The 26,802-nt window shown below is 68.0% G+C and carries 24 protein-coding genes and 1 pseudogene; 12 read left to right on the top strand and 13 right to left on the bottom strand.

Annotated elements, in window-relative coordinates:
* Positions 1-5 precede the first annotated feature (5 nt).
* From KIT53_RS03135 to KIT53_RS03100, 8 genes are all read left to right on the top strand, one after another.
* The gene (locus KIT53_RS03135; RefSeq protein WP_297747493.1) at positions 6-1,508 is read left to right on the top strand and encodes a tripartite tricarboxylate transporter permease; all 1,503 of its coding nucleotides are present in this window, start codon (positions 6-8) and stop codon (positions 1,506-1,508) included.
* Positions 1,505-2,338, top strand: a complete 834-nt coding sequence (locus KIT53_RS03130) for a sugar phosphate isomerase/epimerase family protein (RefSeq protein ID WP_297747490.1) — start codon at positions 1,505-1,507, stop codon at positions 2,336-2,338. Before KIT53_RS03135 ends, KIT53_RS03130 begins: the two co-directional genes overlap by 4 nt.
* The gene (locus tag KIT53_RS03125; protein ID WP_297747487.1) at positions 2,335-3,690 is read left to right on the top strand and encodes an enolase C-terminal domain-like protein; all 1,356 of its coding nucleotides are present in this window, start codon (positions 2,335-2,337) and stop codon (positions 3,688-3,690) included. The genes KIT53_RS03130 and KIT53_RS03125 overlap by 4 nt, the downstream gene beginning before the upstream one ends.
* 37 nt (positions 3,691-3,727) lie before the next feature.
* Positions 3,728-4,903, top strand: a complete 1,176-nt coding sequence (locus KIT53_RS03120) for a Gfo/Idh/MocA family oxidoreductase (RefSeq protein WP_297747484.1) — start codon at positions 3,728-3,730, stop codon at positions 4,901-4,903.
* A 4-nt stretch (positions 4,904-4,907) separates the two neighbouring features.
* Positions 4,908-6,095 carry a dihydrodipicolinate synthase family protein gene (locus KIT53_RS03115; RefSeq protein ID WP_297747479.1) on the top strand — a complete coding sequence of 396 codons (1,188 nt, stop codon included), beginning with the start codon at positions 4,908-4,910 and terminating at the stop codon, positions 6,093-6,095.
* 91 nt (positions 6,096-6,186) lie between these two features.
* Positions 6,187-7,065 carry a sugar phosphate isomerase/epimerase family protein gene (locus tag KIT53_RS03110; RefSeq protein WP_297747476.1) on the top strand — a complete coding sequence of 293 codons (879 nt, stop codon included), beginning with the start codon at positions 6,187-6,189 and terminating at the stop codon, positions 7,063-7,065.
* Positions 7,066-7,226: 161 nt separating this feature from the next.
* Positions 7,227-7,979, top strand: a complete 753-nt coding sequence (locus KIT53_RS03105) for a C39 family peptidase (RefSeq protein WP_297747473.1) — start codon at positions 7,227-7,229, stop codon at positions 7,977-7,979.
* 38 nt (positions 7,980-8,017) lie between these two features.
* Positions 8,018-8,713 carry a DUF4019 domain-containing protein gene (locus KIT53_RS03100; protein ID WP_297747470.1) on the top strand — a complete coding sequence of 232 codons (696 nt, stop codon included), beginning with the start codon at positions 8,018-8,020 and terminating at the stop codon, positions 8,711-8,713.
* Between the two features lie 25 nt (positions 8,714-8,738).
* Here the strand turns inward: KIT53_RS03100 and KIT53_RS03095 are convergent, their stop codons facing one another.
* Positions 8,739-9,119: a VOC family protein gene (locus KIT53_RS03095; RefSeq protein WP_297747467.1), complete on the bottom strand. Its 381-nt coding sequence runs from the start codon at positions 9,117-9,119 to the stop codon at positions 8,739-8,741.
* A gap of 29 nt (positions 9,120-9,148) precedes the next feature.
* Positions 9,149-9,403 (bottom strand): helix-turn-helix transcriptional regulator, encoded by a 255-nt coding sequence (locus tag KIT53_RS03090; protein ID WP_297747464.1) that lies wholly within the window; start codon positions 9,401-9,403, stop codon positions 9,149-9,151.
* A 96-nt stretch (positions 9,404-9,499) separates the two neighbouring features.
* Between KIT53_RS03090 and KIT53_RS03085 the strand changes: the two genes are divergently transcribed.
* Positions 9,500-9,817, top strand: a complete 318-nt coding sequence (locus KIT53_RS03085) for a hypothetical protein (protein WP_297747461.1) — start codon at positions 9,500-9,502, stop codon at positions 9,815-9,817.
* Between the two features lie 12 nt (positions 9,818-9,829).
* Here the strand turns inward: KIT53_RS03085 and KIT53_RS03080 are convergent, their stop codons facing one another.
* On the bottom strand, positions 9,830-12,382 hold the full coding sequence (locus tag KIT53_RS03080; RefSeq protein WP_297747458.1) for a DUF1631 family protein: 2,553 nt from the start codon (positions 12,380-12,382) through the stop codon (positions 9,830-9,832).
* A gap of 167 nt (positions 12,383-12,549) precedes the next feature.
* Positions 12,550-13,800, bottom strand: a complete 1,251-nt coding sequence (locus KIT53_RS03075; protein WP_297747455.1) for an MFS transporter — start codon at positions 13,798-13,800, stop codon at positions 12,550-12,552.
* 76 nt (positions 13,801-13,876) lie between these two features.
* Between KIT53_RS03075 and KIT53_RS03070 the strand changes: the two genes are divergently transcribed.
* The gene (locus tag KIT53_RS03070) at positions 13,877-14,716 is read left to right on the top strand and encodes a helix-turn-helix transcriptional regulator (RefSeq protein ID WP_297747452.1); all 840 of its coding nucleotides are present in this window, start codon (positions 13,877-13,879) and stop codon (positions 14,714-14,716) included.
* A 202-nt stretch (positions 14,717-14,918) separates the two neighbouring features.
* On the opposite strand, the pseudogene arsC reads toward KIT53_RS03070, so the two are convergent.
* Positions 14,919-15,290, bottom strand: a pseudogene (gene arsC, locus KIT53_RS03065) (arsenate reductase (glutaredoxin)); the annotation flags it as partial.
* Positions 15,291-15,381: 91 nt separating this feature from the next.
* On the opposite strand from arsC, the gene KIT53_RS03060 reads away from it, so the two are divergent.
* On the top strand, positions 15,382-15,636 hold the full coding sequence (locus KIT53_RS03060) for a hypothetical protein (protein WP_297747449.1): 255 nt from the start codon (positions 15,382-15,384) through the stop codon (positions 15,634-15,636).
* A 133-nt stretch (positions 15,637-15,769) separates the two neighbouring features.
* Positions 15,770-16,870, top strand: a complete 1,101-nt coding sequence (locus KIT53_RS03055) for an NAD(P)-dependent alcohol dehydrogenase (protein WP_297747446.1) — start codon at positions 15,770-15,772, stop codon at positions 16,868-16,870.
* Positions 16,871-16,931: 61 nt separating this feature from the next.
* Here KIT53_RS03055 and KIT53_RS03050 read toward each other — a convergent pair whose 3' ends face one another.
* From KIT53_RS03050 to KIT53_RS03015, 8 genes are all read right to left on the bottom strand, one after another.
* A complete protein-coding gene (locus KIT53_RS03050; protein WP_297747443.1) occupies positions 16,932-18,356 on the bottom strand; it encodes a coniferyl aldehyde dehydrogenase in 1,425 nt (474 codons plus the stop codon).
* Positions 18,357-18,435: 79 nt separating this feature from the next.
* Positions 18,436-21,042, bottom strand: coding sequence for an ATP-dependent chaperone ClpB (gene clpB, locus KIT53_RS03045; RefSeq protein ID WP_297747440.1), 2,607 nt, complete (start codon positions 21,040-21,042; stop codon positions 18,436-18,438).
* Between the two features lie 110 nt (positions 21,043-21,152).
* Complete coding sequence (locus KIT53_RS03040; protein ID WP_297747437.1) at positions 21,153-21,902, bottom strand: GNAT family N-acetyltransferase; 750 nt, start codon at positions 21,900-21,902, stop codon at positions 21,153-21,155.
* A 4-nt stretch (positions 21,903-21,906) separates the two neighbouring features.
* Complete coding sequence (locus KIT53_RS03035) at positions 21,907-22,386, bottom strand: molybdenum cofactor biosynthesis protein MoaE (RefSeq protein ID WP_297747434.1); 480 nt, start codon at positions 22,384-22,386, stop codon at positions 21,907-21,909.
* Between the two features lie 4 nt (positions 22,387-22,390).
* Positions 22,391-22,642, bottom strand: a complete 252-nt coding sequence (locus tag KIT53_RS03030; RefSeq protein ID WP_297747431.1) for a MoaD/ThiS family protein — start codon at positions 22,640-22,642, stop codon at positions 22,391-22,393.
* A complete protein-coding gene (gene glp / locus KIT53_RS03025; protein WP_297747429.1) occupies positions 22,639-23,922 on the bottom strand; it encodes a gephyrin-like molybdotransferase Glp in 1,284 nt (427 codons plus the stop codon). The genes KIT53_RS03030 and glp overlap by 4 nt, the downstream gene beginning before the upstream one ends.
* A gap of 101 nt (positions 23,923-24,023) precedes the next feature.
* On the bottom strand, positions 24,024-25,466 hold the full coding sequence (gene thrC / locus KIT53_RS03020; RefSeq protein WP_297747425.1) for a threonine synthase: 1,443 nt from the start codon (positions 25,464-25,466) through the stop codon (positions 24,024-24,026).
* The gene (locus KIT53_RS03015; RefSeq protein ID WP_297747422.1) at positions 25,466-26,788 is read right to left on the bottom strand and encodes a homoserine dehydrogenase; all 1,323 of its coding nucleotides are present in this window, start codon (positions 26,786-26,788) and stop codon (positions 25,466-25,468) included. Before KIT53_RS03015 ends, thrC begins: the two co-directional genes overlap by 1 nt.
* Positions 26,789-26,802 lie beyond the last annotated feature (14 nt).

Below are 26,802 nucleotides of genomic sequence, written 5' to 3'. Positions count from 1 at the left end.
GCACCATGCTCGACGGCATTCTTCTGTTCGGCCATTCGATCGCCAGCTTCAGCACGCCCTCCACCATTGGCCTGGCGCTGCTGGCCTCGCTGGTGGGTGTGATCATGGGCGCGCTGCCTGGCCTGACCGCCACCATGTCGCTGGCGCTCATGACCACGCTCACGCTCAAGCTGCCGCCCAACCAGGCGCTGCTGATCCTGATCTGCACCTATGTGGGCTCCATCTATGGCGGCTCGCGCTCGGCGATCCTGCTCAACATCCCGGGTACGCCGGCATCGGCCGCGTCCTGCCTGGACGGCTACGCCCTCGCCCGCCAGGGCATGGCGGGCCGCGCCATGGGCATCGCCACCACCGGATCGGTCATGGGCACGCTGATCGGCATGTTCTTCCTGGCCACCTTCACGCCGGTGCTTGGCGGCCTGGCGCTGAAGTTCGGCGCCTACGAATTCTTCTGGCTCGCGCTCTTCGGCGTCATCATCGCCGGCACGCTCACGGGCAACGACCCACTCAAAGGCTGGATCGCAGGCATCGCCGGCCTGTTCATCGCCACCATCGGCCAGGAGCCGCAGTACGGCTACGAACGCTTCGCCTGGGGCCTGCGCGACCTGGCCGGCGGCATCCAGCTGGTGCCGGCGCTGGTGGGCGCCTTCGGTTTCGCCGAATTGCTGACCTCCATGCGCGAGCGGCAGGCGCCGGTCAAGATCAGCGCCTTCGACACCGTGATCCCCAAGGTGCGCGACGTGTTCCAGTACTGGCGCACCATCCTGCGCTCGGGCCTCATCGGCACGGGCGTGGGCATCGTGCCCGGCGTGGGCGAAGACGTGGCCGCCTGGTCCTCCTATGCAGCCGCCAAGCGCGTGAGCAAAGAGAAGGAGACTTTCGGCAAGGGCTCGGTGGAAGGTCTGATGGCCGCCGAGACCGGCGACAACGCCTGCGTGCCGGGCGCGATGATACCGGTGCTCACGCTCGCCATCCCCGGCTCGGCACCGGCCGCGGTGCTGATGGCGGCCATGATCATCCACGGCGTCAAGCCCGGCCCGCTGATCATGGTGGAGAGCCCGCAGTTCGTCTACGACGTGGTGGCCATGATGCTGTTCGCCACCATCGGCATCCTGATCTACGGCCTGGTGCTGACCAAGGCGCTGGTGCAGGTGCTGCGCGTGCCCCAGCACCTGATCGTGCCCATCATCTTCGTGCTCTGCGCGGTCGGCAGCTTCGCCATCGCAGGGCGCCTGTTCGATGTCTACGTGATGCTGGGCTTCGGCGTCATCGGCTACTTCCTGCGCCACTACGGCTACCCCATGGCACCGCTGGTGCTGGGCATCGTGCTCGGCGATCTGCTGGAGAAGAACCTGCGCCGCGCCCTGGTGCTCTCCGACGGCGACCTCACGCCCTTCTTCACCCGCCCCATCGCCGGCACCGTGGCGGCCCTGATCTTCGCCACCGTCGGCTGGAAGCTCTGGAGCGTGTACCGCACCCAGCGCCACCACCGCGAGGCCACAGCATGAAGGCCCGGCTCTCGTTGTGCAACGAAGTCCTGCGGCCGCTGCCGCTGGCGGCGCAGTGCGAAGCCGCCGCGCGCATGGGCTACGACGCGCTGGAGCTGGCTCCCTTCACGCTGACCGACGACCCCACGCAACTCGACGCGGCGGCCGCACGCCAGGTCGCCGCCACCGCGGCCGGGCATGGCCTGCGCATCTCCAGCCTGCACTGGCTGCTGGTGCAGCCCAAGGGCCTCTCGCTGGTGACCGACGACGCGGCCTTGCGCCAGCGCACGCTGGACCTGCTGCGCCGCCTGATCGACTTCTGCGCCGCCTGCGGTGGCGAAGTGCTGGTGCACGGCTCGCCCGGGCAACGTTCGCCCGGCCCCGGCCAAAGCGTGGCCGACGCCTGCCTGCGCCTGGAATCCGCGCTGGCCGAACTCGCCCCGCACGCGGCGGCGGCCGGCGTCGTCTACTGCCTGGAGCCGCTGGGCCGCTTCGAGACCCCGGTGATCAACACCGTGGCCGAAGCCGCCGCGCTGGTGGACCGCGTGGGCTCACCCGCCTTGCGCACCATGCTGGACGTGAGCGCCGCCTCGCTCAGCGAAAGCGAACCGGTGCACACCGTACTGCAGCGCTTCCTGGCCAGCGGCCACATCGCCCACGTGCAACTCAACGACCGCAACCGCCGCGGCCCCGGCCAGGGCGACACCGACCAGCGCCCCGTGCTGCAGACCCTCAAGACGCAGGGTTACGCCGGCTGGATGGCGGTGGAACCGTTCGACTACCTGCCGGATGGCCTGGGCTGCGCCGAGGCCAGCGTGCGCCATGTGCGCGAACTCTGGGAAACCGTATGACCCCTGCCCTGCGCATCACCGAGGTACTGCTGTTCCAGCGCCACGTCACGCTGCGGCTGCCGTTTCGCTTCGGCGCCGCCACCGTCACGCAATGCCCGCAGGCCTTCGTGCGCGTGCGCGCCGAGATCGGCGGCAAGTCGTTCGAGGGTGCCACCGCCGAGCTGATGGTGCCCAAGTGGTTCGACAAGTCTCCCTCGCTCACACACGAACAGAACTTCGAGCAACTGCGCGAGTCGCTGCGCCATGCGCGCGACGCCTTTCTCGCGGGCAGCGACGCGCTCAGCCCCTACGGACACTCGCAGGCCTCGGGCGAGACCGCCATCGGCGTCTCGGTGGCGCGTGGCCTGCCGCGCCTGGCGGCACAGTTCGGCCCGGCGCTGCTGGACAAGGCCGTGGCCGACGCGGCCTTGCGCGCGACCGGCCTGGGCTGGGTGGATGGCGTGCGGGCCGGTGTGCTGGGCGATCCCTGGAGCCAGCGCCTGGAGATCACGCACCCCGCACGGGTGGTGCTGCGCCACACCGTGGGACTGGCCGACCGGCTGGCCGATGGCGACGAAGGACCCGACCCGCAAGACGGCCTGCCGGCCACGCTGGAGGCGGCCGCCAGACACCACGGCCTGCACCACTTCAAGCTCAAGCTCAGCGGCCAGATCGAGGCCGACCGCGAGCGCCTGACCCGCATCGCCGCCGTGCTGCAGCGCCTGGGCGTGGACTACCGCGCCACGCTCGACGGCAACGAAACCTTCACCGACGCCAGCAGCCTGGGCGCGCACTGGCGTGCCCTGCAGGCCGAGCCAGCCCTGGCCGATCTGCTGCGCCGCACGCTGCTGCTGGAACAGCCGCTGGCGCGTGCGGTGGCGCTGCGCGAATCCATCGCCTCGCTGCCCATCGGCGTGCCGGTGATCCTGGACGAATCCGACGACCACCCCGAAGCGTTGCAGCAAGGCCTGGCACTGGGCTACCGCGGCATCTCCAGCAAGGCCTGCAAAGGCATCTACCGCTCCATGGCCAGCGCCCACCGCATCGCGCAAGACCCGCGCCTGCTGCTCTCCGGCGAAGACCTCACCTGCCAGGCCGGCCTGGCGGTGCAGCAGGACACGCTGCTCGCCGCCAGCCTGGGCGTGCGCCACATCGAACGCAACGGTCACCACTACGTGGACGGCTTTGGCGCCGCGCCCGACGAAGAAGCGCAGGCCTTCGCAACCGCGCACCCCGGCTTCTACGAAAGGGGCGCGAACGGTCGCCCTCACCTCGCGGTGCGCAACGGCCAGCTCGATCTCTCCTCCCTGCACACGCCAGGTTTCGCCAGCGCCGCCGCGCCGCACTGGCACAGCCTGCAGGCCATTCACTGATTCCTCTCTCTCACATACGCCTTCACGGAGACCCCACATGGCAACACAACGACTCGGCCTCATCATGCACGGCGTGACCGGTCGCATGGGCATGAACCAGCACCTGATCCGCTCCATCTGCGCCATCCGCGCCGAAGGCGGCGTGACGCTGTCCAACGGCGACAAGGTCATGCCCGACCCCATCCTCATCGGACGCAACGCCGACAAGATGGAGGCCCTGGCCAAGGCCCACGGCATCGCGCGCTGGGGCACAGACCTGGACGCCGCGCTCGCCAACACCGAAGACACCGTCTTCTTCGACGCCGGCACCACCCAGATGCGTCCGGCCCTGCTGGCCAAGGCGCTGCGCGCGGGCAAGCACGTCTACTGCGAAAAACCCATCGCCACCAACCTGAACGAAGCGGTGGAGATCGCGCGCCTGGCCGAAGAGGCCGGCCGCAGTCAGGGGCTTCGGCACGGCGCGGTGCAGGACAAGCTCTTCCTGCCCGGCCTGCGCAAGCTCGACATGCTGCGCCGCGCCGGCTTCTTCGGCCGCATGCTCAGCGTGCGCCTGGAATTCGGCTACTGGGTGTTCGAGGGCGACCTGCAGCCCATCCAGCGCCCGAGCTGGAACTACCGCAAGGAAGATGGCGGCGGCATGATCCTGGACATGATGTGCCACTGGCGCTACGTGCTGGACAACCTGTTTGGCGAGGTCAAGTCGGTCTCCTGCCTGGGCACCACGCACATTCCCCGCCGCTGGGACGAAGCCGGCCAGCCCTACGACTGCACCGCCGACGACGCCGCCTATGCCACCGTGGAGCTCACCGGCCACAACGGCGAGCCGGTGATCGCGCAGATCAACATGAGCTGGGTCACGCGCGTGCGGCGCGACGACCTCGTCACCTTCCACGTGGACGGCACCGACGGCTCCGCCGTGGCCGGCCTGCAGACCTGCCGCGCCCAGTCGCGCGTGGCCACGCCACGCCCGGTGTGGAACCCCGACATCAAGCAGAACATGAACTTCTTCGACCAATGGCAGGAGATCCCCGACTCCGTGGTCTACGACAACGGCTTCAAGATCCAGTGGGAACACTTCATCCGCCACGTGGTGGAAAACGCACCCTACAAATGGACGCTGCCCGAAGGCGCCAAGGGCGTGCAACTGGTGGAAGCCGCGCTGCAAAGCTGGCAGGAGCGCCGCTGGGTCGACGTCCAACCGCTGAAGGTCTGACACCATGGCACTGTCTCTGAAACTCCCGAGCCCCTCCGGGCAGATCGCAACCTACACACTGCGCGGCACCACGCCCGTGAAACCCGCGGCCGGTGTGAAGTTCAACCGCATCGCCTACTCGGCCGCCCACGTGGTCGCCGACCCGCTGGCCGCCATCGACCCCTGGCTGCAGTGCGCGGTGGACTGGGACGCCACCATCGCCTACCGGCGCCGCCTCTGGTCGCTCGGCCTGGGTGTGGCCGAGGCCATGGACACCGCGCAACGCGGCATGGGACTGGACTGGCCGACCTCGCTGGAACTGATTCGTCGCTCGCTCGATGCCGCCAAGGACGTTCCCGGCGCGCTGGTGGCCTCGGGCTGCGGCACCGATCACCTGGTGCTGGACAACGTGAAGACCGTCGACGATGTCACCGCCGGCTACGAGGAACAGATGGCCGCCATCGAGAAACTCGGCGGCAAACTCATCGTCATGGCCAGCCGCGCCCTGGCCCGCGTGGCCCGCAGCCCGGCCGACTACGAGCGCGTCTACGACCGCATCCTCAGCCAGGCGAAACAGCCGGTGATCCTGCACTGGCTGGGCGACATGTTCGACCCTGCGCTCAAAGGCTATTGGGGCAGCGACGACACCGGCAAGGCCATGGACACCGCACTGGCCGTGATCGCCGCGCACCCCGACAAAGTGGACGGCATCAAGATATCCCTGCTCGACAAAGACAAGGAAATCACCATGCGCCGCCGCCTGCCGGCCGGCGTGCGCATGTACACCGGCGACGACTTCAACTACGCCGAACTCATCGCCGGCGACGGCCACGGCAGCTCGCCCACGCACGGGCAGAGCGACGCCCTGCTGGGCATCTTCGACGCCATTGCCCCCGCCGCCGCCGCCGCGCTGGGCGAACTGGCCCAGGGCAACGAGGCGAAGTTCCACGCCATCCTCGGCCCCACCGTGCCGCTGTCGCGCCACATCTTCCAGGCCCCCACGCGCTTCTACAAAACCGGTGTGGTCTTCATGGCCTGGCTCAACGGCCACCAGGACCACTTCACCATGGTCGGCGGCCAGCAAAGCACACGCTCCCTGCCCCACCTGGCCGAACTGCTGCGCTTGGCCGATGCCGCCAACCTGCTGGAACAACCCGATCTCGCGGTACGGCGCATGAACACGCTGCTGGCCCTGCACGGCGTCCAGCCCTGACCACGCCGGCCAAGCCCCCCAAAGGCCCCCCCCCCGTTCGGGCTGAGCCTGTCGAAGCCCTCCACAAGCTCAGCACCCACACACCACCCACATGCGCGACTTCTCCCAAGACCACCGCTGGCTTTCCATCAACACCGCGACGGTGCGCAAGAGCCTTGGCCAGGAACAGCCACTGACCGGCATCATCGAGGCCTGCGCGCGCTTGCAGATTCCCGCCATCTCGCCCTGGCGCGACCAGGTCGCCGCCAGCGGGCTGCCCACCATCCGGCAGCAGGTGAAGACCCACGGCCTGAAGCTCTCCGGCTACTGCCGCGGCGGCATGTTCACCGCCACCGACGGCGCGGGCCTGAGCGCCGCGCACGACGACAACCGACGCGCCGTGGACGAAGCCTGCGAACTCGGCGCCGCCTGCCTCGTGCTCGTGGTCGGAGCACTGCCTGGCGCACTGGCGGGCAAAGCGGCGCACAAGGACATCGCGCTCTCGCGCCAGCAGGTGCACGACGGCATCGGAGAACTGCTCGGCCATGCCAGGGCCAGCGGCATGCCCCTGGCCATCGAGCCGCTGCACCCCATGTACGCCGCCGACCGCGCCTGCGTGAACACCCTGGAGCACGCGCTGGACCTCTGCGACACCTTCGATCCGGAACAGACCGGCGCCCTGGGCGTGGCGGTGGACGTGTACCACGTCTGGTGGGACCCCAAGCTGCAGGCCCAGATCGCACGCGCCGGCGCCAAGCGTCTGCTCGCCTTCCACGTCTGCGACTGGCTCACCCCCACCACCGACCTGCTCAACGACCGGGGCATGATGGGCGACGGCGTGATCGACATCCCGCGCATCCGCGGCTGGGTCGAAGACCAGGGCTTCACCGGTTTCAGCGAAGTGGAAATCTTCTCTACCGCCAACTGGTGGCAACGCGAGCGCGACGAGGTGCTGAACACCTGCATTGAGCGACACCGCAGCGCGGTGTGAACAGGCCCCCTCGCCGGTCACAGGCCGGCCGGATACACAAATGGGGGATGCACCGTGCCCCAGGGGCCGATTTCCTCTCCATGAACCGCGAAAAAATGGGATAACCCCCACCACAGGCCGGCTCGGACTGAGCCGCCGATGGACAGTGGAAGGGGGGATCGATGCATACCGCGAGTGAACAGATCGTGCGTCAGCCGACGCGCGCGGCCGCTGACAGGTTGCCAACGGCCTTCTTCCGATGGCTGTTGCTGCTGGCCCTCGCCGCCCTCATCGCCTGCGGCGGCGCAGACGACGAAAGCCCCGTCCCTCCCGCCTCGGGCGCCAGAACCTTGTCCATAGCCCCCATTGCCCAGCAAACCGAAGTGTGGTGCTGGGCCGCTTCGGCGGAGATGGTGTTTCGCCACTATGGCCTGCCCGCCTTGAATGCGAACTACCAATGCGGCATCGTCGCGGCGTACTTCGGTGGCCCATGCGCGGTCAACTGCTTCACCTGCGTGCAAGCCATCGGCCCCATGAGTCAGATGCACGTGCTGATCAACAACTATGGCGCCGTCGTCTCGCGCGTCACGCCGTCTCGCCACCTTTCCAGCGCCCTGTTGTTCAGCCCGCTGTCGTTCGATCAGGTGGCCGCTCAGATCAACGGCAACCGCCCCATCGTGGCAGGCATCTCGCCAGGAGGCTACGCCTATCCCAATCTGTCACAACACATCGCCGTCATCGTGGGGTACGACGCCACCGGCGGAGGTGCGCGCCTCATCGTGAACGATCCCTTCCCCTACGCGGCGTTTCCCCTCCAGCCCAACCCTTACTTCATCGCGGGCGGTACCCAGACCCGCCCGGGCCAGTACTCGGTGAGCCATGCGGCCTTCGTGTCATTGATGAACTGGGCCAACACCATTCACCAGATCCAGTAACGGGCCCTCGCCCGCCCCACTCCGCCGGAGGTCTGTCCATGAACGCATCCTCTCCATCCGGTACGGCCCCTGCCGTTCTGGACAAGTACCTGGTCTTCGTCTTTGGGGTGCTGTTCATCTCTGTGCTGCTGTGGCTGGTCTTCAGGACCGACGCGCCACTCACGGAAGACCAGGCCAGGCTCGTGCATCTGGTCTCGGCGTTGGCCGCGGCCGGGTTCGGTGCCGCGCTGCCGGGCAGACTGCAGGTCAGGCACCGCTGGCTGTTGCGCGCCAGCGGTTCCTTGGCGCTTTTCGTCCTTGTGTACGTCTTTCAGCCCGAGCGCGCCGTCACACCGCCAGGGGTGTGGCCCAAGACCGACCCATCCCGGGTCGTCGAAGACCATCTCAGGCTGACCGACGCCGGGCGCTACGGCGAAGCCTACGACGCGCTGTCTCCCGAAGGCAAGAAGCGCTTCTCGCGAGACGAAGTGATCGAAGTGTTCCGCACGCACAGGACCCCTTTCGGTGATGTTGAAAAGAGGGTGCGCAACGGTGTGTCAAGCGTTGCAACACTGCCGGATGGGACCGTCGGACCCTTCAGGCTGTATGCGTTCGTCACGACGTTCAAGGACGGCAACCGCGTGCATGAACCCATCTGGGTGATGGCCGTGGACAAGAACACCTGGGGGGTGCTCTTTCACAACGTCTTCCCCTGTCTCAACAACCAATGCGGCAACGCCCCTGAAACGCCCTGACCGGGCGCCGCGCCACCGCCCACCGTCACCGCATCGAATGCAGCCCGACCTTGTTGCCTTCGGTGTCGATGAAGTGCGCGAAGAAGCCGAAGTCGTTGCCGATCTCGGTCTTGGGCACGGCGATCGAACCGCCCGCGGGCTCCACCCGGGCCAGCATGGCCGCCAGGTCATCGCCGCCGTTCAGGTACACGGTGGTGCCCTGCCGGGACGGCGCGGTGCCGTCCTCACCCTGCACGATGGCCCCACCCACCACACCGGGCTCGGGCGCGAGAAAACCCATCTTGACCGGCCCCATGTCCATGGACTGCACCGGGCGCCCAAGCACCGCTGCGTAGAAGGCCCTGGCACGCTCGAAGTCCCGGACCGGGATCTCGAACCAACTGATGGCGTGGGCGTTTGCGGACATGGCTTGTCTCCTTGGAAAGGCCTATCAGATCAGGGAATCGGCTTGAGCAGTTCCCAAGCCTCCACGCCCAGCGCATTCGCCAGCCGCTCAATATTGGACAGCGACACATTCCAGACGCTGCGCTCTATGGCGGAGACGTACGTCCGGTCGAGTTCACAGGCGTGAGCAAGCGCCTCCTGGGACCAGCCCTGCTCCACCCGGAGCGTGCGCACATGCCAGGCGAGAACGCCACGCAGATCACCCTTTGCGGGCTTCTTTCTAGGGGGAGTGGGTTTCGCAGGCACCTCGCGAGAATCGCAAAATGCTACATTTGCATCCACGGATTTTGCTTCTCAAATCAACCATGGAAACGGCGGCGCCAGTCTGCCAGGAGGCCACCCATGACCGAAACCGCGCACAAGCGCCAACCCGACACCTACACCTCGCCGTACCCGCCCGAAGTCCTCGCCCTGGTCGCCCGGTCCGCCCAGCAGGCCTGGGGGCTGAAGGTCTTCATGGGCGCCTACGCCGGCCTCGGGCAAGCCCTGGCGCAGGGCCCGGGCGACGACCTGGATGCCCAGGCCTGGCGCGAGGTACATGGCCATCTGGCGGCCATGGTGCGGGCGTTCAACGAAGAGATGCAGAGGCAGATAGACGCCTTGCTGCAAGACACCCGGACGCTGCAGGAGACCGTGGTGCAGGACCTGCGGCGGCCGTGAGGCCGGGCCTCGTCAGGCCGCCTCGGGCGCCACCGCCCGGGCCTGGGCCGGATGCGTCTCGGCGTTCTTCATGGCCTTGAGCGCCTTTTTCACCACGCCGCCCTGCGCGTCGATCGGCCGCAACTGGCGGTTGGCAATCAGCCGTTCGCAACTGCGCTTGGTCATGGAGTGCGGGCGGCCACCGTGGCTGACGAACATGAACAGCGTGCCTTTGTTGCTGGCCCAGACGAGTTGGGCGCGCAGCCATTCCCGGTGCGAGTAGAGGTCGACCCAGTCGCCCTCGCGCAGGCCAGCCAGGATGGCTTCGGCCTGGATGGATTGCAGCTCCTGCGCTTCCTGCGCGCTCAGGCCCGGCACGGTGGGCGGCAGGTCTTCCGCAGCGTCGTGCGCTTCGGGCATGGGCTCTGCGGCGGGGCGGGATTCGAGTTCGCCGTGGTCGCTGGGCTGCGTGTCCTGGAACCCCGCTGCTTCGAGCTCGCGCTGGGCCAGCCAGGGCTGGGCCTGGGGGCGCGGCTTGCGCTGCTCTGGCGTGGCCGGCAGGGTTTCGTCGAGTTCCATGTTCATGGAGGACGGCGGCGCCGAATCGGTGGCTTCCGCGTGTTCGAGCGCGGAGTTCTGCGCGTCGTGGCGTATGCGCGCGCGGCGCAGGCCGAGCACCGGCTGGTGCAGGCGCATGAGCGCATCGAAAAAGGGTTTGGTTTCCTCGCGCGTCTTGCCCAGCATGTCCAGGCCTTCGTGCAGGTTGGCGAGCATGCCGGGCACCATGGCGAAGAGTTGCTTGGGCAGCTTGAGCGTGACCTCCTTCTTGACGCTCCACAGCAGGTTGGAGACGGTCTTGCGGTAGCCGCCGGGGTCGGCCTGGCGCTGGCTGTCGTTGAGCTGGGCGGAGGCGATCACCAGCGACCAGGGGCCATAGAGGAAGTCCAGGATCACGCCGGGTGCGTTTTCCACATCGGGGCGCTGGCTGAGCTCCCAGGCGATCTGGTCGGCCAGGGCCTGGCGCTCTTCGGCGAAGCGGATGGCCTTGAGGCTGGGGTCCTGCGCCTGCTGCTCCTGGCGGTCTTCCTGCTCCCACCGGCCCTGCAGGCCGGCCAGCGCGTCGGCAAAGACCTGGGGGTCGCTGGTGGCGCTGGCATTGAGGCCGCTGAAGGCCTTGCGCACGGGCTCGAAGAAGGCATCGAACTCCGGCAGGAACTCGTCGTTGTACTTGAAGCTGCGTTGGGCGACGCTCTCCACCAGGCGCCGGCCGGGGTGGTGGTCCTCGTTGAAGAAGCGTGGATTGGCCAGGGCCAGCCGCAGGAGCGCGGGCTCCAGCGCCACCACGGCTTCGCGCACCGGCGCCAGCAGCAGCGGGTCGCGCGCCACCTGGCTGACCAGGGTGCGCACCAGGTCCAGGCCCACGGCCTGGGCCACGCGCTGGGCTTTCTGCTTGAGGTGGATGAGCACGCGCGCGCGCTCGTGGGCGGCGGCAAATTCGCCCCAGGCCTTGCTGCTGAGCTGGCTGGCGGTGCCCACCTCGCGGGCGGGCCGGTCCACCACGGGCAGGTCCCGGTAGCGCGTGCTCTGCTCCAGGATCATGGACTCGTCGAGCACCGGGATCGCGGCGAAGGCCTCGATGGCGGCCAGCTCCTCACTGGCCTGCTCGTAGTAGTCCGCGGTCAGCGCCTGGTCGAAATGGCTGCCGCCGTGGTTCAGGAATTCATGGAACACCTGGTTGTCGACGGCGCTGCGCAGGCGCGCGAGCTCGTGCATGGGCGGCAGGGCTTCGGCCATGGCCCAGCTCGGGCGGTCGGGCAGGCTGACCGGGCCGCTGAGATCGGCCCAATGGCTGGCACTGGCGTGGCCGCCGCCCAGCTCCCCCGAGCGGGTGGACAGGCCACCTGAGCGCGTGGACAAGCCGCCCGAGCGTGTCGAGTGGCCGCCGTCGGCGGCCAGGCGCACGCGGTAGCCGGCCTCGCGCACATTGGCCCGCTGCAGCATCAGCGCGATGCGTTCGTAGAGCTTCTGGAGTTCGCTGCCCAGCGCGGTGCCCATGTGCCGCAACCACAGGCCGCGCATCTCCGGATCCTGCTCCACCGCGGCCATGGTTTCGCCCAGGGCACGCACGAACACCGAGGGGCGCATGGGATTGCGCTCGGGCTGCACGGTGGGCAGCCCCAGCACCGAACTCATGAGGGCGTCGAGCACGCCGAGCTGCTGCTCCACGGCGGGCATGAGGCTGTGCACCAGGCGCGCGGATTCCAGGGATTCGTTGACCGCTTCGTCTTCCACCAGCGAAAGCAGCGAAGACTCGCCCAGCAGCGAGGGGCGCGAACTCTGCACCTCGGGGGCGGCCTCCAGCGCTTCATGGAGTTGCTGGGGAAAGCTGTTGCCCCAATGGATCTTGTTCTGCAGCAGCCCCCACCAGGCCAGCGCCAGGCGGTCGCGCTGGCGGACTTCTCCCGAGGCCTTTTCCGCCGCCTGCAGGCTCGCGATGGCCGCGTCTGTGCTGCGCGCGATCAGTTCGGCAGCGCTGTTGCGTGCTTCCTGGAAGCACTGCTGCAGCAATCGGGAAGGCACCGTCATGGACTCTGTCTGCGGTGTTCTGCCGCGCGGTAAGAGAGGGGAAACGAGTTGTTGTTATACCCCGGGCAACGGTAAAAGACGTGACCACCTGGAGCGCCACCGCCACCGGAGGTCGCGTGGCCGCGACCTGCCCCTGGGCGGCAGCGGTCAGATGAAGCAGAAAGGATTCAAACCGCAGGCACCAGGACGGTGCGCCGGACCCGCCGCACGTTGAAGGCGCTGGCGATCAGCACCGCCTGCACCACCGCCAGCCCGATGAACACACCGCGGAACTGGCCGTGGTCCATCAGCACACCGAAGATCAGCGGCGCCACGGCCTGGCCGATGTCCAGCCCGGCATACACGACGCCATAGACCCGGCCGGTGGCGTTCTCGGGGGTGGAGCGCTTGACCAGCAGGTCGCGCGAAGGCCCGGCGATGCCGGCGGCGAAGCCCATGGCGCCGAACAGCACCGGCACCATCAGGGACGGCAGGTGGCCCAGCCCGAGCAGCAGCGCAATGGCCGCGGCGATGCCAAAGCCCACGCCGACCACGCGCTCGCAGCGCGCGGGGTCGGACGCCAGGAAGCCCCCCAGCACCATGCCCGAGGCGGAGCACACCATGTAGGTGGACAGGCAGACCGCCACCAGGGTCAGCGGCACGCCGTGAAGCTGGCGCGCCGCCTCCGGCGCGAAGGCCTGCACCACGCTCAAGGCCATGGCGTAGAAGAAGAAAAACGCGAAGCACATCCACACCGCCGGGATGCGCATGAAGGCCATGGGGTGCTCCTGCACCGCAGCCGTGGCCCCGGTGGCCGGGGTGGCGCGCGGCGCGGCCGGCAGACTCAGGCGCTCGCGGTGGAACCACAGCACCGCCAGCACCACGAAGGCCACCGCGGCAGCGCAGGCCAGTGCCACGCGCCAGGAATACGCCATGGCGATGGGCACCACCAAGGCGGGCGCGATCGCCCAGCCCAGGCTACCGGTAATGCCATGCACGCTGTAGGCGTGGCCCAGGCGCGGCGCGCTGACCTTGCGGTTGAGCAGGGTGTAGTCCACCGGGTGAAAGACCCCGTTGCCCACGCCGGCCACGGCGGCGAAGAACGCCATCATCCAGTAGTTGGTGCTCATGGCATACCCCAGGCCCGCGACCCCCAGCAGCGCCAGCCCGCCAAAGAGCACGGGGCGTGGCCCAAAGCGGTCCACCACGAAGCCGGAGGCGGTCTGCACGCCGCAAGAGACGACGAAGAAAATCGTCATGAGAAAGCCCAGCTCGGCGTAGCTGGCGTTGAACGCTTCCTTGAGCCAGGGGAACAGCGGCGCCAGCAACAGTTGGCTGAAGTGGCTGACCATGTGGGCCAGTCCTACCAGGCCGATGAGGCTGGCGTCCTGGCGCAGGGGAACGGGTGCAGCGGGAAGGGCGGAGCTTGAGGAAGACATGGCGAGATCGTAGACTTGGCACCCGGTGCTGGATCGCGACGATCCGACACCTTTCCAAGAATACCCGCCAACCCACATGCCGATTCCCCGCCGCAAGCCCCGCCCCACCCCCCTGGGTGACTCGGATGCCTTCACCCCGGACACGGCGCGCCCCGTGCGGGTGCGCGCCCGCGCCCTGGCCGCCGACACCCACTTCGAGCCGCATCGCCACCCCTGGGGCCAACTCGCCTACTGCGCCACCGGCATCGTGCAGGTGATGGCCGCGCCCGACGAGGCCAACCTGCAGGCCGTGACCTACATCGTGCCGCCCTCTCGCGCGGTCTGGATTCCACCCGGCACGCGCCATGCGGTCACCGTGAAGGAAGCCGCCGAGCTGCGCACGCTCTACGTCCACGCCGAGGCGACGCCGCCGGGCTGGCTGTCCTGCCGCATGATCGTGGTCTCTTCGCTGTTGCGCGAACTGGTGCAGGCCATGGACGCGGCCACCCGCCGCGCCGCCGAACCCGCGCGCGAGCAGCTGCTCATCCGCCTGGTGCTGGACGAGCTGGCCCATGCCGACACGCAGTCTCTGGGAGTCCCCCTGCCGCGCGACAAGCGCCTGCGAGCCTTGTGCGAGGCGGTGCTCAACGCCCCGGGCGAACGGGCCACGCTGGCGCAGTGGGCCGCCGACACGGGGGCCAGCGAGCGCACCGTGGCGCGGCTTTTCCGCGAGGAACTGGGCACCACCTACCAGCGCTGGCGGCAACAGGCCGTGCTCGCGCACGCCCTGCCCCTGCTGGCGCGCGGCGTGCCCATCGGCCAGGTGGCGGCGGCCACGGGCTATGCGAGCGACAGCGCCTTCAGCGCGATGTTCAAGGCCGCCATGGGCCATGCGCCCACGCGCTGGGGTTTGCAGGCGCAGGGACAACAGGCCTGAGCTGCCTGGGCGCGGTCTGCGGCGGCCCGCTTACGGCTCGACCCGCACGTCGCACTGCCCGCCCCAGCACATGAACTGGGCGCAGTTCCCGAAATGCACGCCCAGCTGCAATGCGCGACCTTCAGCCGATCCAGCGCAATTGTTGGCGCATGCGGGCACCTCCCCTTTGGGTACCGCAGGCGGGGGTGTTAGCCCCGGATCAGAGAATCTCGCGCACCACGTCCGCAGGACGGCACAGGCGCGTGCCCTTGGGCGTGACGACGATGGGCCGGTTCACCAGCCCCGGGTGGGCCACCATCTGGTCAATGAGCTGTTCTTCCGTCCAATGGCCGGCCGCCAGGCCGAGTTCTTCGTACAGAGGGCCCTTGCTGCGCAACAGCTCACGGGCCCCCAGGCCGGCCGCCGTCATCAACGCCACCAGCTGTGACCGCGTGTAGGGCGTCTTGAGGTACTCCACCACCATCGGTTCCATCCCCGCTTCGCGGATCGTGGCCAGCACCTGGCGCGACGTGCCGCAGGCGGGGTTGTGGAAGATGGTGACGTCGGCTGGGGAGGTGGACTGGGGTGCGTTCATGGCCGGCGAGGATACCGGAGCCCTGCAGGGTACAAAAACCTGTCACAGGAAGCGGGCACAATCGCCCGCGCATTCAGGGAGAACAAACAACATGCCGGACATCCACTGCTACAACAAGACCCCCCAGGCCTGGGAGGCCCTGGCCCGCCCCGACCTGCTGGGCCGGCAGGCCCACACACTGGTGCTCATGGCCAACGGGCGGCGCGGCGTGCACGAGCTGTCCCTGCTGCTCGGCGAAGATGTCTCGGGTCTCGCCCGCACCTTGCAGCAGCAAGGCTATCTGTACGACACAACCACGGCCAGCGCCTCCGTCGCCGTCGACGACGACGCCCTCTCCGATGCCTGAGCGGCCAGTCCGGTTGACCTGCATCAAGCAAGCTGTCGAATGCGGCTGTCCGCACGCCCTGCGAGCTTGATCAGCGGCGGGTGCCTGCCTACAGTGGGCCTTGCGTTTTCGACCCGATGCAAGGAGCAACACCATGGGCAAGGCAATGATGAGAGCGGCTGTGTTCGTCGAACCCGGCCGCATCGAACTCGCGGACAAACGCGTCCCTGACGTCGGTCCCAACGATGCGCTGGTGCGCATCACCACCACCACCATCTGCGGCACCGACGTCCACATCCTCAAAGGCGAATACCCGGTGGCCAAGGGCCTGACCGTGGGCCATGAGCCGGTGGGCGTGATCGAGAAACTGGGCAGCGCGGTGATGGGTTACACAGAAGGCCAGCGCGTGATCGCCGGCGCCATCTGCCCCAACTTCAACTCCTACGCCGCGCAGGACGGCGCACCCTCGCAGGACGGCAGCTACCTGGTCCCGCAGGGCCTGTGTGGCTGCCACGGCTACAAAGCCACGGCTGGCTGGCGCTTCGGCAACCTGATCGACGGCACGCAAGCCGAGTACGTGCTGGTGCCCGACGCACAGGCCAACCTGGCACCGATCCCCGACGGGCTGACCGACGAGCAGGTGCTGATGTGCCCGGACATCATGTCCACCGGCTTCAAAGGCGCGGAGAACGCCAACATCCGCATCGGCGACACCGTGGTGGTGTTCGCGCAGGGCCCCATCGGCCTGTGCGCCACGGCGGGCGCGCGGTTGCTGGGTGCCTCCACCATCATCGCGGTCGATGGCAACGAGCACCGCCTGGGCATCTCGAAGAAGCTCGGCGCGGACGTGACGCTGAATTTCCATCAGTGCGATGTGGTCGACGAAGTGATGAAGATCACCGGCGGCAAAGGGGCCGACTCGTCCATCGAGGCCCTGGGTACCCAAGGCACTTTCGAGTCCGCGCTGCGCGTGCTCAAGCCGGGTGGCACGCTCTCCAGCCTGGGCGTGTACTCGAGCGACCTCACCATTCCGCTCTCCGCCTTCGCCGCCGGCCTGGGCGACCACCGCATCGTCACCGCCCTGTGCCCCGGCGGCAAGGAACGCATGCGCCGCCTGATGAACGTGCTGGCGTCCCAACGCCTGGACCTGGGATTGATGGTGACCCACCACTACCGGCTGGACGACATCGTGGCCGCGTACGACCTGTTCTCGCACCAGCGGGACGGGGTCCTGAAGGTGGCGATCACGCCTTGAATTAGCCCAATCGGCCGCCCCACCCACAGTACGAGCGAAAGCAAGCCACTCCAACACCACGTCAAAGCCAGCGCTTGATCAATCCCATCACCCGCTCGAACCTCGGCCCATAGGGCGGGTAGAACAGGTTGCCCATGGCCCAGCGGGATTGAACCAGCACGGGCTTCTGCTGGGTAAAGCGCAGGAAGCCGGTTTCACCGTGGTAGGCACCCCAGCCGCTCTCACCCACGCCGCCGAAGGGCAGGCCTTCGTGGGCGACGTGCATGAGGGTGTCGTTGACGGTCACGCCGCCGCTCACGGTGTTGTTGAGCAGACGGTCGCGCGCGGCGGTGTCGCGGCCGAACCAGTAGAGCGCCAGCGGGCGCGGGCGGCGGTTGATGGTGGTGATGGCGTCGTCCAGGTTGTCGTAGCTCAGCACCGGGAGGATGGGGCCGAAGAGTTCTTCGTTCATCAGCCGCGTGTCGGCCTGTGGGTTGAACACCAGCGTGGGGTTCATCTGGCGCGACGTGGCCTGGATGGCGGGGGCGGTGGGCGAGACGTCGACCACGCGCGCGCCGCTGGTGCGGGCTTCGTCCAGCAGCGCCTGCAGGCGCGCGAGGTGGCGATCGCTGACGATGGCGGCGTAGTCGGGGTTGCCGGCGATGGTGGGGAAGAGCCGGGCCACGGCGGCGGTGTAGGCGGCTTCAAAGGCGGCCTCCTGGCCGCGCGGGATCATCACGTAGTCTGGCGCGATGCAGGTCTGCCCCGCGTTGAAGAGCTTGCCGTGGGCGATCTTGATGGCGGCATCGCCCAGGTCGCAGGAAGCGTCGATCACGCAGGGGGATTTGCCGCCAAGCTCCAGTGTGGTGGGTGTGAGGTTGGCCGCCGCAGCGGTGGCCACCAGACGGCCGACGGCGGTGGAGCCGGTGAAGAAGAGGTGGTCGAACGGCAGTTGGGCAAAGGCCTGCGCGACATCGGCACCGCCCAGCACGACGCTGAATTCGTCGGCCGCGAAAACCTGCTGCACCAGCGAGGCCATGAGCGCCGAGGTGTGTGGCGTGAGCTCGCTGGGCTTGAGCATGACGCGGTTGCCGGCCGCCAAGGCCGCAGCGGCGGGGCCGAACGTGAGCTGAAGGGGGTAGTTCCAGGGCCCGATGACGCCAACCACCCCCAGTGGCTGCCGCTGCACGTGGCCGCGCGCGGGCATCAGGTACAGCGGCGTGGCCACGCGGCGGGGCTTCATCCAGCGCGGCAGTTGGCGGTGCAACTGGCCGATGGCGGCGCGCAGCACGAACAGGTCGGCCACTTCGGTCAGCGCTTTCGCACGCACGCCAAAGTCGGCTGCAACGGCTTCGCTGAGCGTGTCGGCGTGGGTTTCGATCAGGGTGCGCAGGCGCCCGAGCCGGTCGCGGCGCAGGCTCAGCGGCACGTCGATCTGGGCGCGGCTGGCGCTGTACTGCGCCTCGAAGATCGCCTGCGGGGGGATGGTGGGCGGGATCTGCGTCATATGGGCCATGATAGGCCGGCGATGCCGCCGTGGGTAGAGCCCGGCCTCCATCCGCGATGGATGGCGGCCGGGCTCGCGTTCAGGCTTCGACGATGCCCTCGCCGAACTGGAACACGCCAGGGTCGCGCACGGGGTCGACCTCGACCGGGATCACCGACTTGGGCGGGTAACGACCTTCCAGCAGGTACTTCGAGAGCGGGTTCTCGATGCGCTGCTGGATGGCGCGCTTGAGCGGCCGGGCGCCGAACACCGGGTCGAAGCCGACCTTGGCCAGCTCCGCCAGGGCCGAAGGCGAGACCCGCAGGTGCAGGTCCATCTTCGCCAGGCGGTTTTCCAGCGCCTTGAGCTGGATGGCCGCGATGGACTCGATGTGCTTGGCGTCGAGCGCGTGGAACACCACGGTCTCGTCGATGCGGTTGAGGAACTCCGGGCGGAAGTGGTTCTTGAGTTCGCCCCACACGGCTTCCTTCACCTCGTCGTACGGCTCGCCGACCATGGCCTGAATCATGTGCGAGCCGATGTTGCTCGTCATCACGATGACCGTGTTCTTGAAATCCACGGTGCGGCCCTGGCCGTCGGTGAGGCGGCCATCGTCCAGCACCTGCAGCAGCACGTTGAACACGTCGGGGTGGGCTTTCTCCACCTCGTCGAGCAGCAGCACGCTGTAGGGCTTGCGGCGCACGGCCTCGGTGAGGTAGCCACCCTCCTCATAGCCCACGTAGCCGGGCGGAGCGCCGATGAGCCGGGCCACGGAATGCTTTTCCATGAACTCGCTCATGTCGATGCGCACCAGGTGGTCTTCGCTGTCGAACAGGAATCCAGCGAGCGCCTTGCACAGCTCGGTCTTGCCCACGCCGGTGGGACCCAGGAAGAGGAAAGAGCCGGTGGGGCGGTTCGGATCGGACAGGCCCGAGCGCGAGCGGCGGATGGCATTGGCCACCGCGCTGATGGCTTCATCCTGGCCGACCACGCGCTGGTGCAGCTTCTCTTCCATCTGCAGCAGCTTGTCGCGCTCGCCCTGCATGAGCTTGCTCACCGGAATGCCGGTGGCGCGCGCCACGACTTCGGCAATCTCTTCCGCGCCCACCTGGGTGCGCAGCAACTGCGGCCGGCCGCCCTCCTTCTTGCTGGTCTCGGCGGCCTGCGCGTCCTTCAGGCGCTTCTCCAGCTCGGGAAGCTTGCCGTACTGCAGCTCGGCGACCTTGTTGAAGTCGCCCTTGCGGGTGAACTCCTCGATCTGGTAGCGCAGCTTGTCGATCTCTTCCTTCACCTGCGCGGAGCCTTGGGCCTGTGCCTTCTCGGCTTTCCAGATGTCCTCGTAGTCGGCGATCTCTTTCTGCAGGCGCGTGATCTCTTCCTCGATCAGTTCGAAGCGCTTCTGCGAGGCCTCGTCCTTTTCCTTCTTCACGGCTTCGCGCTCGATCTGCAACTGGATCAGGCGGCGGTCGAGCCGGTCCATGACCTCGGGTTTGGAGTCGATCTCGATCTTGATCTTGGCGGCGGCCTCGTCGATGAGGTCGATGGCCTTGTCCGGCAGGAAGCGGTCGGTGATGTAACGGTGGCTCAGCTCGGCCGCGGCCACGATGGCCGGGTCGGTGATTTCCACGCCGTGGTGCACCTCGTACTTTTCCTGCAGGCCGCGCAGGATGGCGATGGTGGCCTCCACCGTGGGTTCGCCCACCAGGATCTTCTGGAAGCGGCGCTCCAGCGCGGCGTCCTTCTCGATGTACTTGCGGTATTCGTCCAGCGTGGTGGCGCCCACGCAATGCAATTCGCCGCGCGCCAGCGCGGGCTTGAGCATGTTGCCGGCATCGATGGCACCTTCGGCCTTGCCCGCACCCACCATGGTGTGCAGCTCGTCGATGAAGACGATGGTCTGGCCCTCGTCCTTGGCAAGCTCGTTCAGCACGGTCTTGAGGCGCTCCTCGAATTCGCCCCGGAACTTGGCGCCAGCCAGCAGCGCGGCCATGTCCAGGCTGAGCACGCGCTTGCCCTTGAGGGAATCGGGCACCTCGCCCGCGACGATGCGCTGGGCCAGACCTTCGACGATGGCGGTCTTGCCCACGCCGGGCTCGCCGATGAGCACGGGGTTGTTCTTGGAGCGGCGCTGCAACACCTGGATGGCACGGCGGATCTCGTCGTCGCGACCGATCACCGGGTCGAGCTTGCCCTGGCGGGCCCGCTCGGTCAGGTCCAGGGTGTATTTCTTGAGCGCTTCGCGCTGGCCCTCGGCCTCAGGGCTGTCCATCTTCTGCCCGCCGCGCACGGCGGTGATGGCCGCCTCCAGGCTCTTGCGGCTCAGGCCGTTCTCGTTGGCGATGCGGCCGAGTTCGCCCTTGCTGTCGGCCACGGCCAGCAGAAACAGCTCGCTGGCGATGAACTGGTCGCCGCGTTTGATGGCCTCTTTCTCGGTGGCCTGCAGCAGCTTGGCCAATTCGGGGCCGACCTGAACCTGGTCCTGCCCCTGCACTTCGGGCAGGCGCTTGACCGCGGCCTCGGTGGCCTTGGTCAGGCCAGGCACGTTGACACCGGCCCGTTGCAGCAGGGACTGCGGCCCGTCGGTCTGGCGCAGCAGCGCCAGCAGCAGGTGAGCGGGTTCGATGTAGGCGTGGTCACTGCCCAGCGCGAGGGTCTGGGCTTCACTCAGGGCTTCCTGGAACTTGGTGGTGAGTTTGTCGAGGCGCATGGATGGGCTCTCCGTGTATTCAGAACTTCCCAGCACATGGGAGTGCCTGCGCCATTTTCAAGGCGGCGGGCGGCCAAGCCAACCACCGAGGCCGCTGCCCTTGACCCAGATCAAGCGTCGCCGCGGCGCCAGTAGGCGTAAGGCCAGGCGGTGGCGAAGCCGAGGCGGCGGTAGAGCGCCAGGGCCGGCTGGTTGCTGGCGTCCACCTGCAGGAACACGCGGTCGATGCCACGCCGCCTGGCCTCCAGCGCCATGGTGTGCAGCAGCCGGCCAGCCAGTCCCCTGCCCCGCTGGGCGGCCGCCGTGCGCATGCCGTGCACGCCCAGCCAGCCGTGCCCGAAAGAGGCTGCGCCGCAGGCCAGGGTCTGCCCGTCCTCGCGCAGGCTGGCGAACAGGGTGCCGCTGGCGCGGCCCAGGGCTCGGGAGCGGCTGGCGCCGTCCACCGGGTCCAGGCCTTCACCCAGGAACATGGCCATCCAGGCGGCGTCGGGCCGGGTTGCGAGTTCGCCGGGTGGGCCGGCGGTGGGCACCGCGAGCAGGCGCTCCACCTGGGTGGTCTGCGTCAAGGTAGGCTGGTGGCGCTGGAATCCCTTCCCCTGCAGCTCGCGCTGCATGCCCTCGAACGCCGCCAGATCGGGCAGGCGGAACACCGGTGCGAACCCACGGGCCTCGTAGCGCGCCACGATGGCCGAAGCGGCTTCGGCGGCCGGTACGGCGTGGCTCAGGGGCACCGCGCTGTGGGCGCGGCCCACAGTGCCAGCGTCCATGGGCAGCAGCCAGCCCGGCCAGGTCTCCACGGCCTGCGGCGCCACCGCCTGCAATGTGGCGCGCTCCAGGGTTTCGACATCCGCAGGACCCATGTGCTCAACCCTGGTTGCTGGCTTGTATGCCCCAGCGCGCCAGGGCCTCGTCGTCGCTCACACGGGCGTCCACCCAGCGCGCGCCCTCGGGGGTCTGCTCCTTCTTCCAGAACGGTGCCTGCGTCTTGAGGTAGTCCATGAGGAATTCGCAGGCGCGGAAGCTCTCGCCCCGGTGCGAGGAGCTGACCGCCACCAGCACGATCTGGTCCAGGGGCTGCAGCAGCCCCACACGGTGCACCACGCGGGCGGCGAAGATGTCGAAACGCCGATGGGCCTCGTCGATCATGGCCTCGATGGACTTTTCGGTCATGCCAGGGTAGTGCTCGAGCTCCAGCGTACTCACGTCCTGGCCGTCATTGCGGTCCCGGACCGTGCCCAGGAAGCTGCACACCGCTCCCACGCGCCGGTCTTGCGCGCGCAACGCGGCAATCTCGGCCGACAGATCGAAGTCGGCGGTCTGGATGCGGACGCGCATGGTCGTCATGGCCTCAGCCTCCGGTGACCGGCGGAAAAACGCCGACCTCCGCCCCCTCGGTGAGCGCGGCGGACTCGTCGCTCATGACCTGGTTCAAGGCCATGCGCACTGCGCGTCCGCGCGCCAGGGCCTGGGCATGCGCGCCACCGCGCGCCACCAGTTCCTCGCGCAGCGCGCCCAGGGTGGGCGCCGCCGTCTCCAGGGTTTCCGTGCCGGTGCCCAGGGTCTCGCGGATGGAGGCGAAGTAACGGAGATGGACTTTCATGCGAGCAGTTCCGCAAACGGGATGAAGCTGACGAGATCGCCATGTGCGATGGTGGCGCCAGCCGGGTTGTCGACCAGCCCATCCCCCCAGGCCATCGAGGTCAGCACACCCGAACTCTGGTTGGGGAAAAGGTCCAGCCCGCCCGATGCATTGCGGCGCACGCGCAGGAACTCGCGGCGTTTGTCCGCGCGCGAAACCACAAAGTGTGCCGGCAGCTGGATCGCGTGTGGCAAGGCCAGGATGCGCTGTGCCGGAACCCCCCGCAGCTTGAGCAGGAACGGCCGCACGAGCAGCAGGAAGGTGACGAAACTGGAAACGGGGTTGCCTGGCAAGCCGATGAAGTGGCAGGACTGCCCGGACGCACTGCCTGCACCCCCGTCGCGCCGCACACTGCCGTAGGCGAACGGTTTGCCGGGCTTCATCCCGATCTGCCAGAGGTCCAGGCTGCCCAGTTGCTGCACCGAGGGCTTGACGTGGTCTTCCTCGCCGACCGACACCCCACCGCTGGTCAGAATGAGGTCGTGGTGGTCCGCCGCCGTCTTGAGCGCGGCCAGGGTTGCGTCGCGACGGTCGGGCACGATGCCCAGGTCACTGACCTCGCAGCCCATGCGCTGCAGCAGCGTGCGCAGGAAAAACCGGTTGGCGTTGTAGATCGCGCCCGGCGGCATGGCTTCTGGCGCCACCTCGCCGGGCATGACGAGCTCGTCGCCCGTGGAAAAGAGGGCCACGCGTGGGCGGCGCACGACGCGCACCTGGGCGCGTCCCAGGCTCGCCGCCAGGCCCAGGCTGGCCGGTGAGAGGCGCTCTCCACGTGCGAGGACCACCGCGCCACGGCGCACGTCCTCGCCGGCTCGCCGCACCCATTGGCCAGGCTCCGGCATGGCATGGATGTGGACGGCATGGATGTCCCCCCCCACCTCGGTGGTGTCCTCCTGCATGACCACCGCGTCGGCCCCTTCGGGCAGGGGTGCGCCGGTGAAGATGCGGGCACAGGTGCCCGGCTGGAGGGCCTCGCCCATGTGCCCCGCCGCGATGCGCTGGCTCACGGGCAGCACCTGGCTGGCCTCGCGCACGTCGGCCACGCGCAGTGCGTAGCCATCCATGGATGCGTTGTCGTGAGGCGGCACCTGCAGCGCCGACACCAGATCCTCGGCCAGCACGCGGCCATCGGCCTCGAAGGTGGGAACGGTTTCCTCGCCGTCCAGCGCCTGCACACGGCCCAGCAGGTCGGCCAGGGCGGCGTCGAGCGTCATCAGGGGGGCGCGGGCGGTTCTGCTCATGTCGGATTCGTCTGGAATGCCGGGTGGCGTCACCCGGTCGGCACCGCATTGTCGAACAAGCAGCCCACGCCGTCACCGCCTGGGCGCAAAGCCCGCCGACCTCACACCGGCTTGCAATGCGCGGCGATGTAGGCCTGCACCGCGGCTGTGTCTGCCGGCATCACGTGCACACGCCGGGGTAGGTCTTCGATACCTTCGAACCTGGCCGGCCGCTCAGGCGGACGGCCCAGCGCCTCGACGATGGTGTCGGCGAACTTGATCGGCAAGGCCGTCTCCAGAACGACCATGGGCACGCCGGCATCACGGTGCTCCTGCGCCACCTTCACCCCGTCGGCCGTGTGCGTGTCGATCATCACGCCATGGCGTTCAAAGACGCTGCGAATGGTCGCCAGGCGGTCTGCATGCGTGCTCTTGCCGCTCCGAAAACCATAGCGACGCGCCGCATCGGCGAACACCGGATCGGCACCAAGGTCGAAACGACCGGTACGCGCCAGCGTGTCACCAAACAGCGCCTTGGTACGCGCGCCATCACGCCCCAGCAGGTCAAAGACAAAACGCTCGAAGTTGCTCGCCTTGGAGATGTCCATGGACGGGCTGGAGGTCTCGTGCGTGTCCGCCGCGCCGCGCACGCGGTAGGTGCCGGTGCGGAAGAACTCGTCCAACACGTCGTTCTCGTTGGTGGCGACCACCAGTTTGTCGATGGGCAGGCCCATCTGCCGGGCCACATGGCCGGCGCAGACATTGCCAAAGTTGCCTGACGGCACGGTGAATGAGACAGGCTCCGTGTCTTTCACCGTCGCCTGGAAATAGCCCGCGAAGTAGTACACGACCTGGGCCAGCAACCGCGCCCAGTTGATGGAGTTGACCGTGCCGATGCGGTAGTCGCGCTTGAAGGCCAGGTCGTTGCTGACGTTCTTGACGATGTCCTGGCAATCGTCGAACACGCCGGCGATGGCGATGTTGTGGATGTTCTCGTCCATCAGACTGAACATCTGCGCCTGCTGGAAGGGGCTCATGCGCCCGTGCGGGCTGAGCATGAACACCCGCACCCCCTTCTTGCCACGCATCGCGTACTCGGCCGCGCTGCCCGTATCGCCGCTGGTGGCGCCCAGGATGTTGAGCTCCGCACCCCGTCGGCCCAGTTCGTACTCGAACAGGTTGCCCAGCAACTGCATGGCCATGTCCTTGAACGCCAGCGTCGGGCCATTGGACAGGGCCTCCAGGCAGAGACCCGGGTCGAGCCGCTTGAGCGGCACGATCTGCGGCGTGCCATACACCGCTTCGGTGTAGGTCTTCTCGCACAGTGCCCGCAGATCGGCGGCAGGAATGTCGTCGATGTAGAGGGAGAGGATCTCGAACGCCAGCGCCGCGTAACCGCCCGGCGCGCCGTTGTTGAACACCGCACGCCAGCGCGCCAGGGTGGCGGCATCCACCCGGGGATAGTGCTCGGGCAGGTACAGCCCGCCGTCCGGAGCCAGACCTTCCAGCAGGATTTCGCAGAAGCGTTTGCGCCCCGGGTCGCCACGCGTGGACAGGTACCGCATCAGTTCAGCTCTTCCTTGCGAATCCGCACGATGGGCGCCAGCACGGTGGGGAGTTGCTGCAGTTGCGCCAGCGCGTCGCTCATGGTGCCTTCACGCGTGTTGTGCGTCAGGATGATCAGGTCGGTCGAAGTACCGCCTTCACCGCTCACCTCGTCGGCCTCGCGCTGCAGCACCGCGTCGATGCTGATACCGGCGCCTGCGAGCAGACCGGTCACCTTGGCCAGCACGCCGGCCTCGTCGGCCACGCGCAGGCGCAGGTAGTAGCTGGTCACCACCTCGCTCATGGGCAGCACCGAGATGTCGCTCAATGCGTCGGGCTGGAAAGCCAGATGCGGCACGCGGTGGTGCGGATCGGCCGTGTGCAGGCGCGTGATGTCCACCAGGTCCGCGATCACGGCGCTGGCGGTGGGCTCGCTGCCAGCGCCCTTGCCGTAGTAGAGCGTGGCGCCCACGGCATCGCCATGCACCACCACGGCGTTCATGGCGCCTTCCACGTTGGCGATGAGCCTCTTGGCCGGCACCAGGCTGGGGTGCACCCGCAGTTCCACGCCCTTGGCCACGCGCTTGGTGATGCCCAGCAGCTTGATGCGGTAGCCCAGTTGCTCGGCGTACCGGATGTCGGTGGCGCCCAACTGGGTGATGCCTTCCACATAGGCCTTGTCGAACTGCACCGGAATGCCAAAGGCAATGGCGCTCATCAGCGTGACCTTGTGCGCGGCATCCACGCCCTCGATGTCGAAGGTGGGGTCGGCCTCGGCGTACCCCAGGCGTTGGGCGTCCTTGAGCACCGTACCGAAGTCCAGGCCCTTGTCGCGCATTTCGGACAGGATGAAGTTCGTGGTGCCGTTGATGATCCCCGCGATCCACTGGATGCGGTTGGCGGTGAGTCCCTCACGCAGGGCCTTGATGATCGGAATGCCGCCAGCGACCGCCGCCTCGAACGCCACCATGACGCCCTTGGCGGACGCCGCCGCAAAGATCTCGGTACCGTGCACCGCCAGCAGCGCCTTGTTGGCGGTCACCACGTGCTTGCCGGCCGCGATCGCCTCCATCACCAGCGTACGGGCGATACCGTAACCGCCAATGAGCTCGATCACGATGTCGATATCCGGATTCGCAATGACCTCACGGGCGTCCTTCACCACCTTGACGCCGGCACCCACCACGGACTGGGCGCGCGCGGTGTCGAGGTCGGCCACCATGGTGATCTCGATGCCACGGCCGGCGCGGCGGCGAATCTCTTCCTGGTTGCGTTTGAGCACGTTGAACGTGCCGCTGCCCACGGTGCCAATGCCCAGCAGGCCTACTTGGATCGGTTTCATGTCGGTCTTGGTTG

It is taken from the genome of Hydrogenophaga sp., from assembly GCF_026125785.1.
GTDB lineage: Bacteria > Pseudomonadota > Gammaproteobacteria > Burkholderiales > Burkholderiaceae_C > Hydrogenophaga.
This window is presented reverse-complemented; position numbering and strand designations above follow the sequence as displayed.

Excerpts from the sequence above, each read along its gene's own strand:
- KIT53_RS03030 (WP_297747431.1), bottom strand. The coding sequence starts at position 22,642 with ATGAAAGTCCATCTCCGTTACTTCGCCTCCATCCGCGAGACCCTGGGC.
- KIT53_RS03100 (WP_297747470.1), top strand. The coding sequence starts at position 8,018 with ATGAACGCATCCTCTCCATCCGGTACGGCCCCTGCCGTTCTGGACAAG.
- KIT53_RS03055 (WP_297747446.1), top strand. The coding sequence starts at position 15,770 with ATGGGCAAGGCAATGATGAGAGCGGCTGTGTTCGTCGAACCCGGCCGC.
- thrC (WP_297747425.1), bottom strand. The coding sequence starts at position 25,466 with ATGCGGTACCTGTCCACGCGTGGCGACCCGGGGCGCAAACGCTTCTGC.
- KIT53_RS03050 (WP_297747443.1), bottom strand. The coding sequence starts at position 18,356 with ATGACGCAGATCCCGCCCACCATCCCCCCGCAGGCGATCTTCGAGGCG.
- KIT53_RS03120 (WP_297747484.1), top strand. The coding sequence starts at position 3,728 with ATGGCAACACAACGACTCGGCCTCATCATGCACGGCGTGACCGGTCGC.
- clpB (WP_297747440.1), bottom strand. The coding sequence starts at position 21,042 with ATGCGCCTCGACAAACTCACCACCAAGTTCCAGGAAGCCCTGAGTGAA.
- KIT53_RS03060 (WP_297747449.1), top strand. The coding sequence starts at position 15,382 with ATGCCGGACATCCACTGCTACAACAAGACCCCCCAGGCCTGGGAGGCC.
- KIT53_RS03105 (WP_297747473.1), top strand. The coding sequence starts at position 7,227 with ATGCATACCGCGAGTGAACAGATCGTGCGTCAGCCGACGCGCGCGGCC.
- KIT53_RS03115 (WP_297747479.1), top strand. The coding sequence starts at position 4,908 with ATGGCACTGTCTCTGAAACTCCCGAGCCCCTCCGGGCAGATCGCAACC.
- KIT53_RS03070 (WP_297747452.1), top strand. The coding sequence starts at position 13,877 with ATGCCGATTCCCCGCCGCAAGCCCCGCCCCACCCCCCTGGGTGACTCG.
- KIT53_RS03110 (WP_297747476.1), top strand. The coding sequence starts at position 6,187 with ATGCGCGACTTCTCCCAAGACCACCGCTGGCTTTCCATCAACACCGCG.
- KIT53_RS03130 (WP_297747490.1), top strand. The coding sequence starts at position 1,505 with ATGAAGGCCCGGCTCTCGTTGTGCAACGAAGTCCTGCGGCCGCTGCCG.
- KIT53_RS03040 (WP_297747437.1), bottom strand. The coding sequence starts at position 21,902 with ATGGGTCCTGCGGATGTCGAAACCCTGGAGCGCGCCACATTGCAGGCG.
- KIT53_RS03075 (WP_297747455.1), bottom strand. The coding sequence starts at position 13,800 with ATGTCTTCCTCAAGCTCCGCCCTTCCCGCTGCACCCGTTCCCCTGCGC.
- KIT53_RS03125 (WP_297747487.1), top strand. The coding sequence starts at position 2,335 with ATGACCCCTGCCCTGCGCATCACCGAGGTACTGCTGTTCCAGCGCCAC.
- KIT53_RS03095 (WP_297747467.1), bottom strand. The coding sequence starts at position 9,119 with ATGTCCGCAAACGCCCACGCCATCAGTTGGTTCGAGATCCCGGTCCGG.
- KIT53_RS03085 (WP_297747461.1), top strand. The coding sequence starts at position 9,500 with ATGACCGAAACCGCGCACAAGCGCCAACCCGACACCTACACCTCGCCG.
- KIT53_RS03135 (WP_297747493.1), top strand. The coding sequence starts at position 6 with ATGCTCGACGGCATTCTTCTGTTCGGCCATTCGATCGCCAGCTTCAGC.
- KIT53_RS03080 (WP_297747458.1), bottom strand. The coding sequence starts at position 12,382 with ATGACGGTGCCTTCCCGATTGCTGCAGCAGTGCTTCCAGGAAGCACGC.
- KIT53_RS03035 (WP_297747434.1), bottom strand. The coding sequence starts at position 22,386 with ATGACGACCATGCGCGTCCGCATCCAGACCGCCGACTTCGATCTGTCG.
- glp (WP_297747429.1), bottom strand. The coding sequence starts at position 23,922 with ATGAGCAGAACCGCCCGCGCCCCCCTGATGACGCTCGACGCCGCCCTG.
- KIT53_RS03015 (WP_297747422.1), bottom strand. The coding sequence starts at position 26,788 with ATGAAACCGATCCAAGTAGGCCTGCTGGGCATTGGCACCGTGGGCAGC.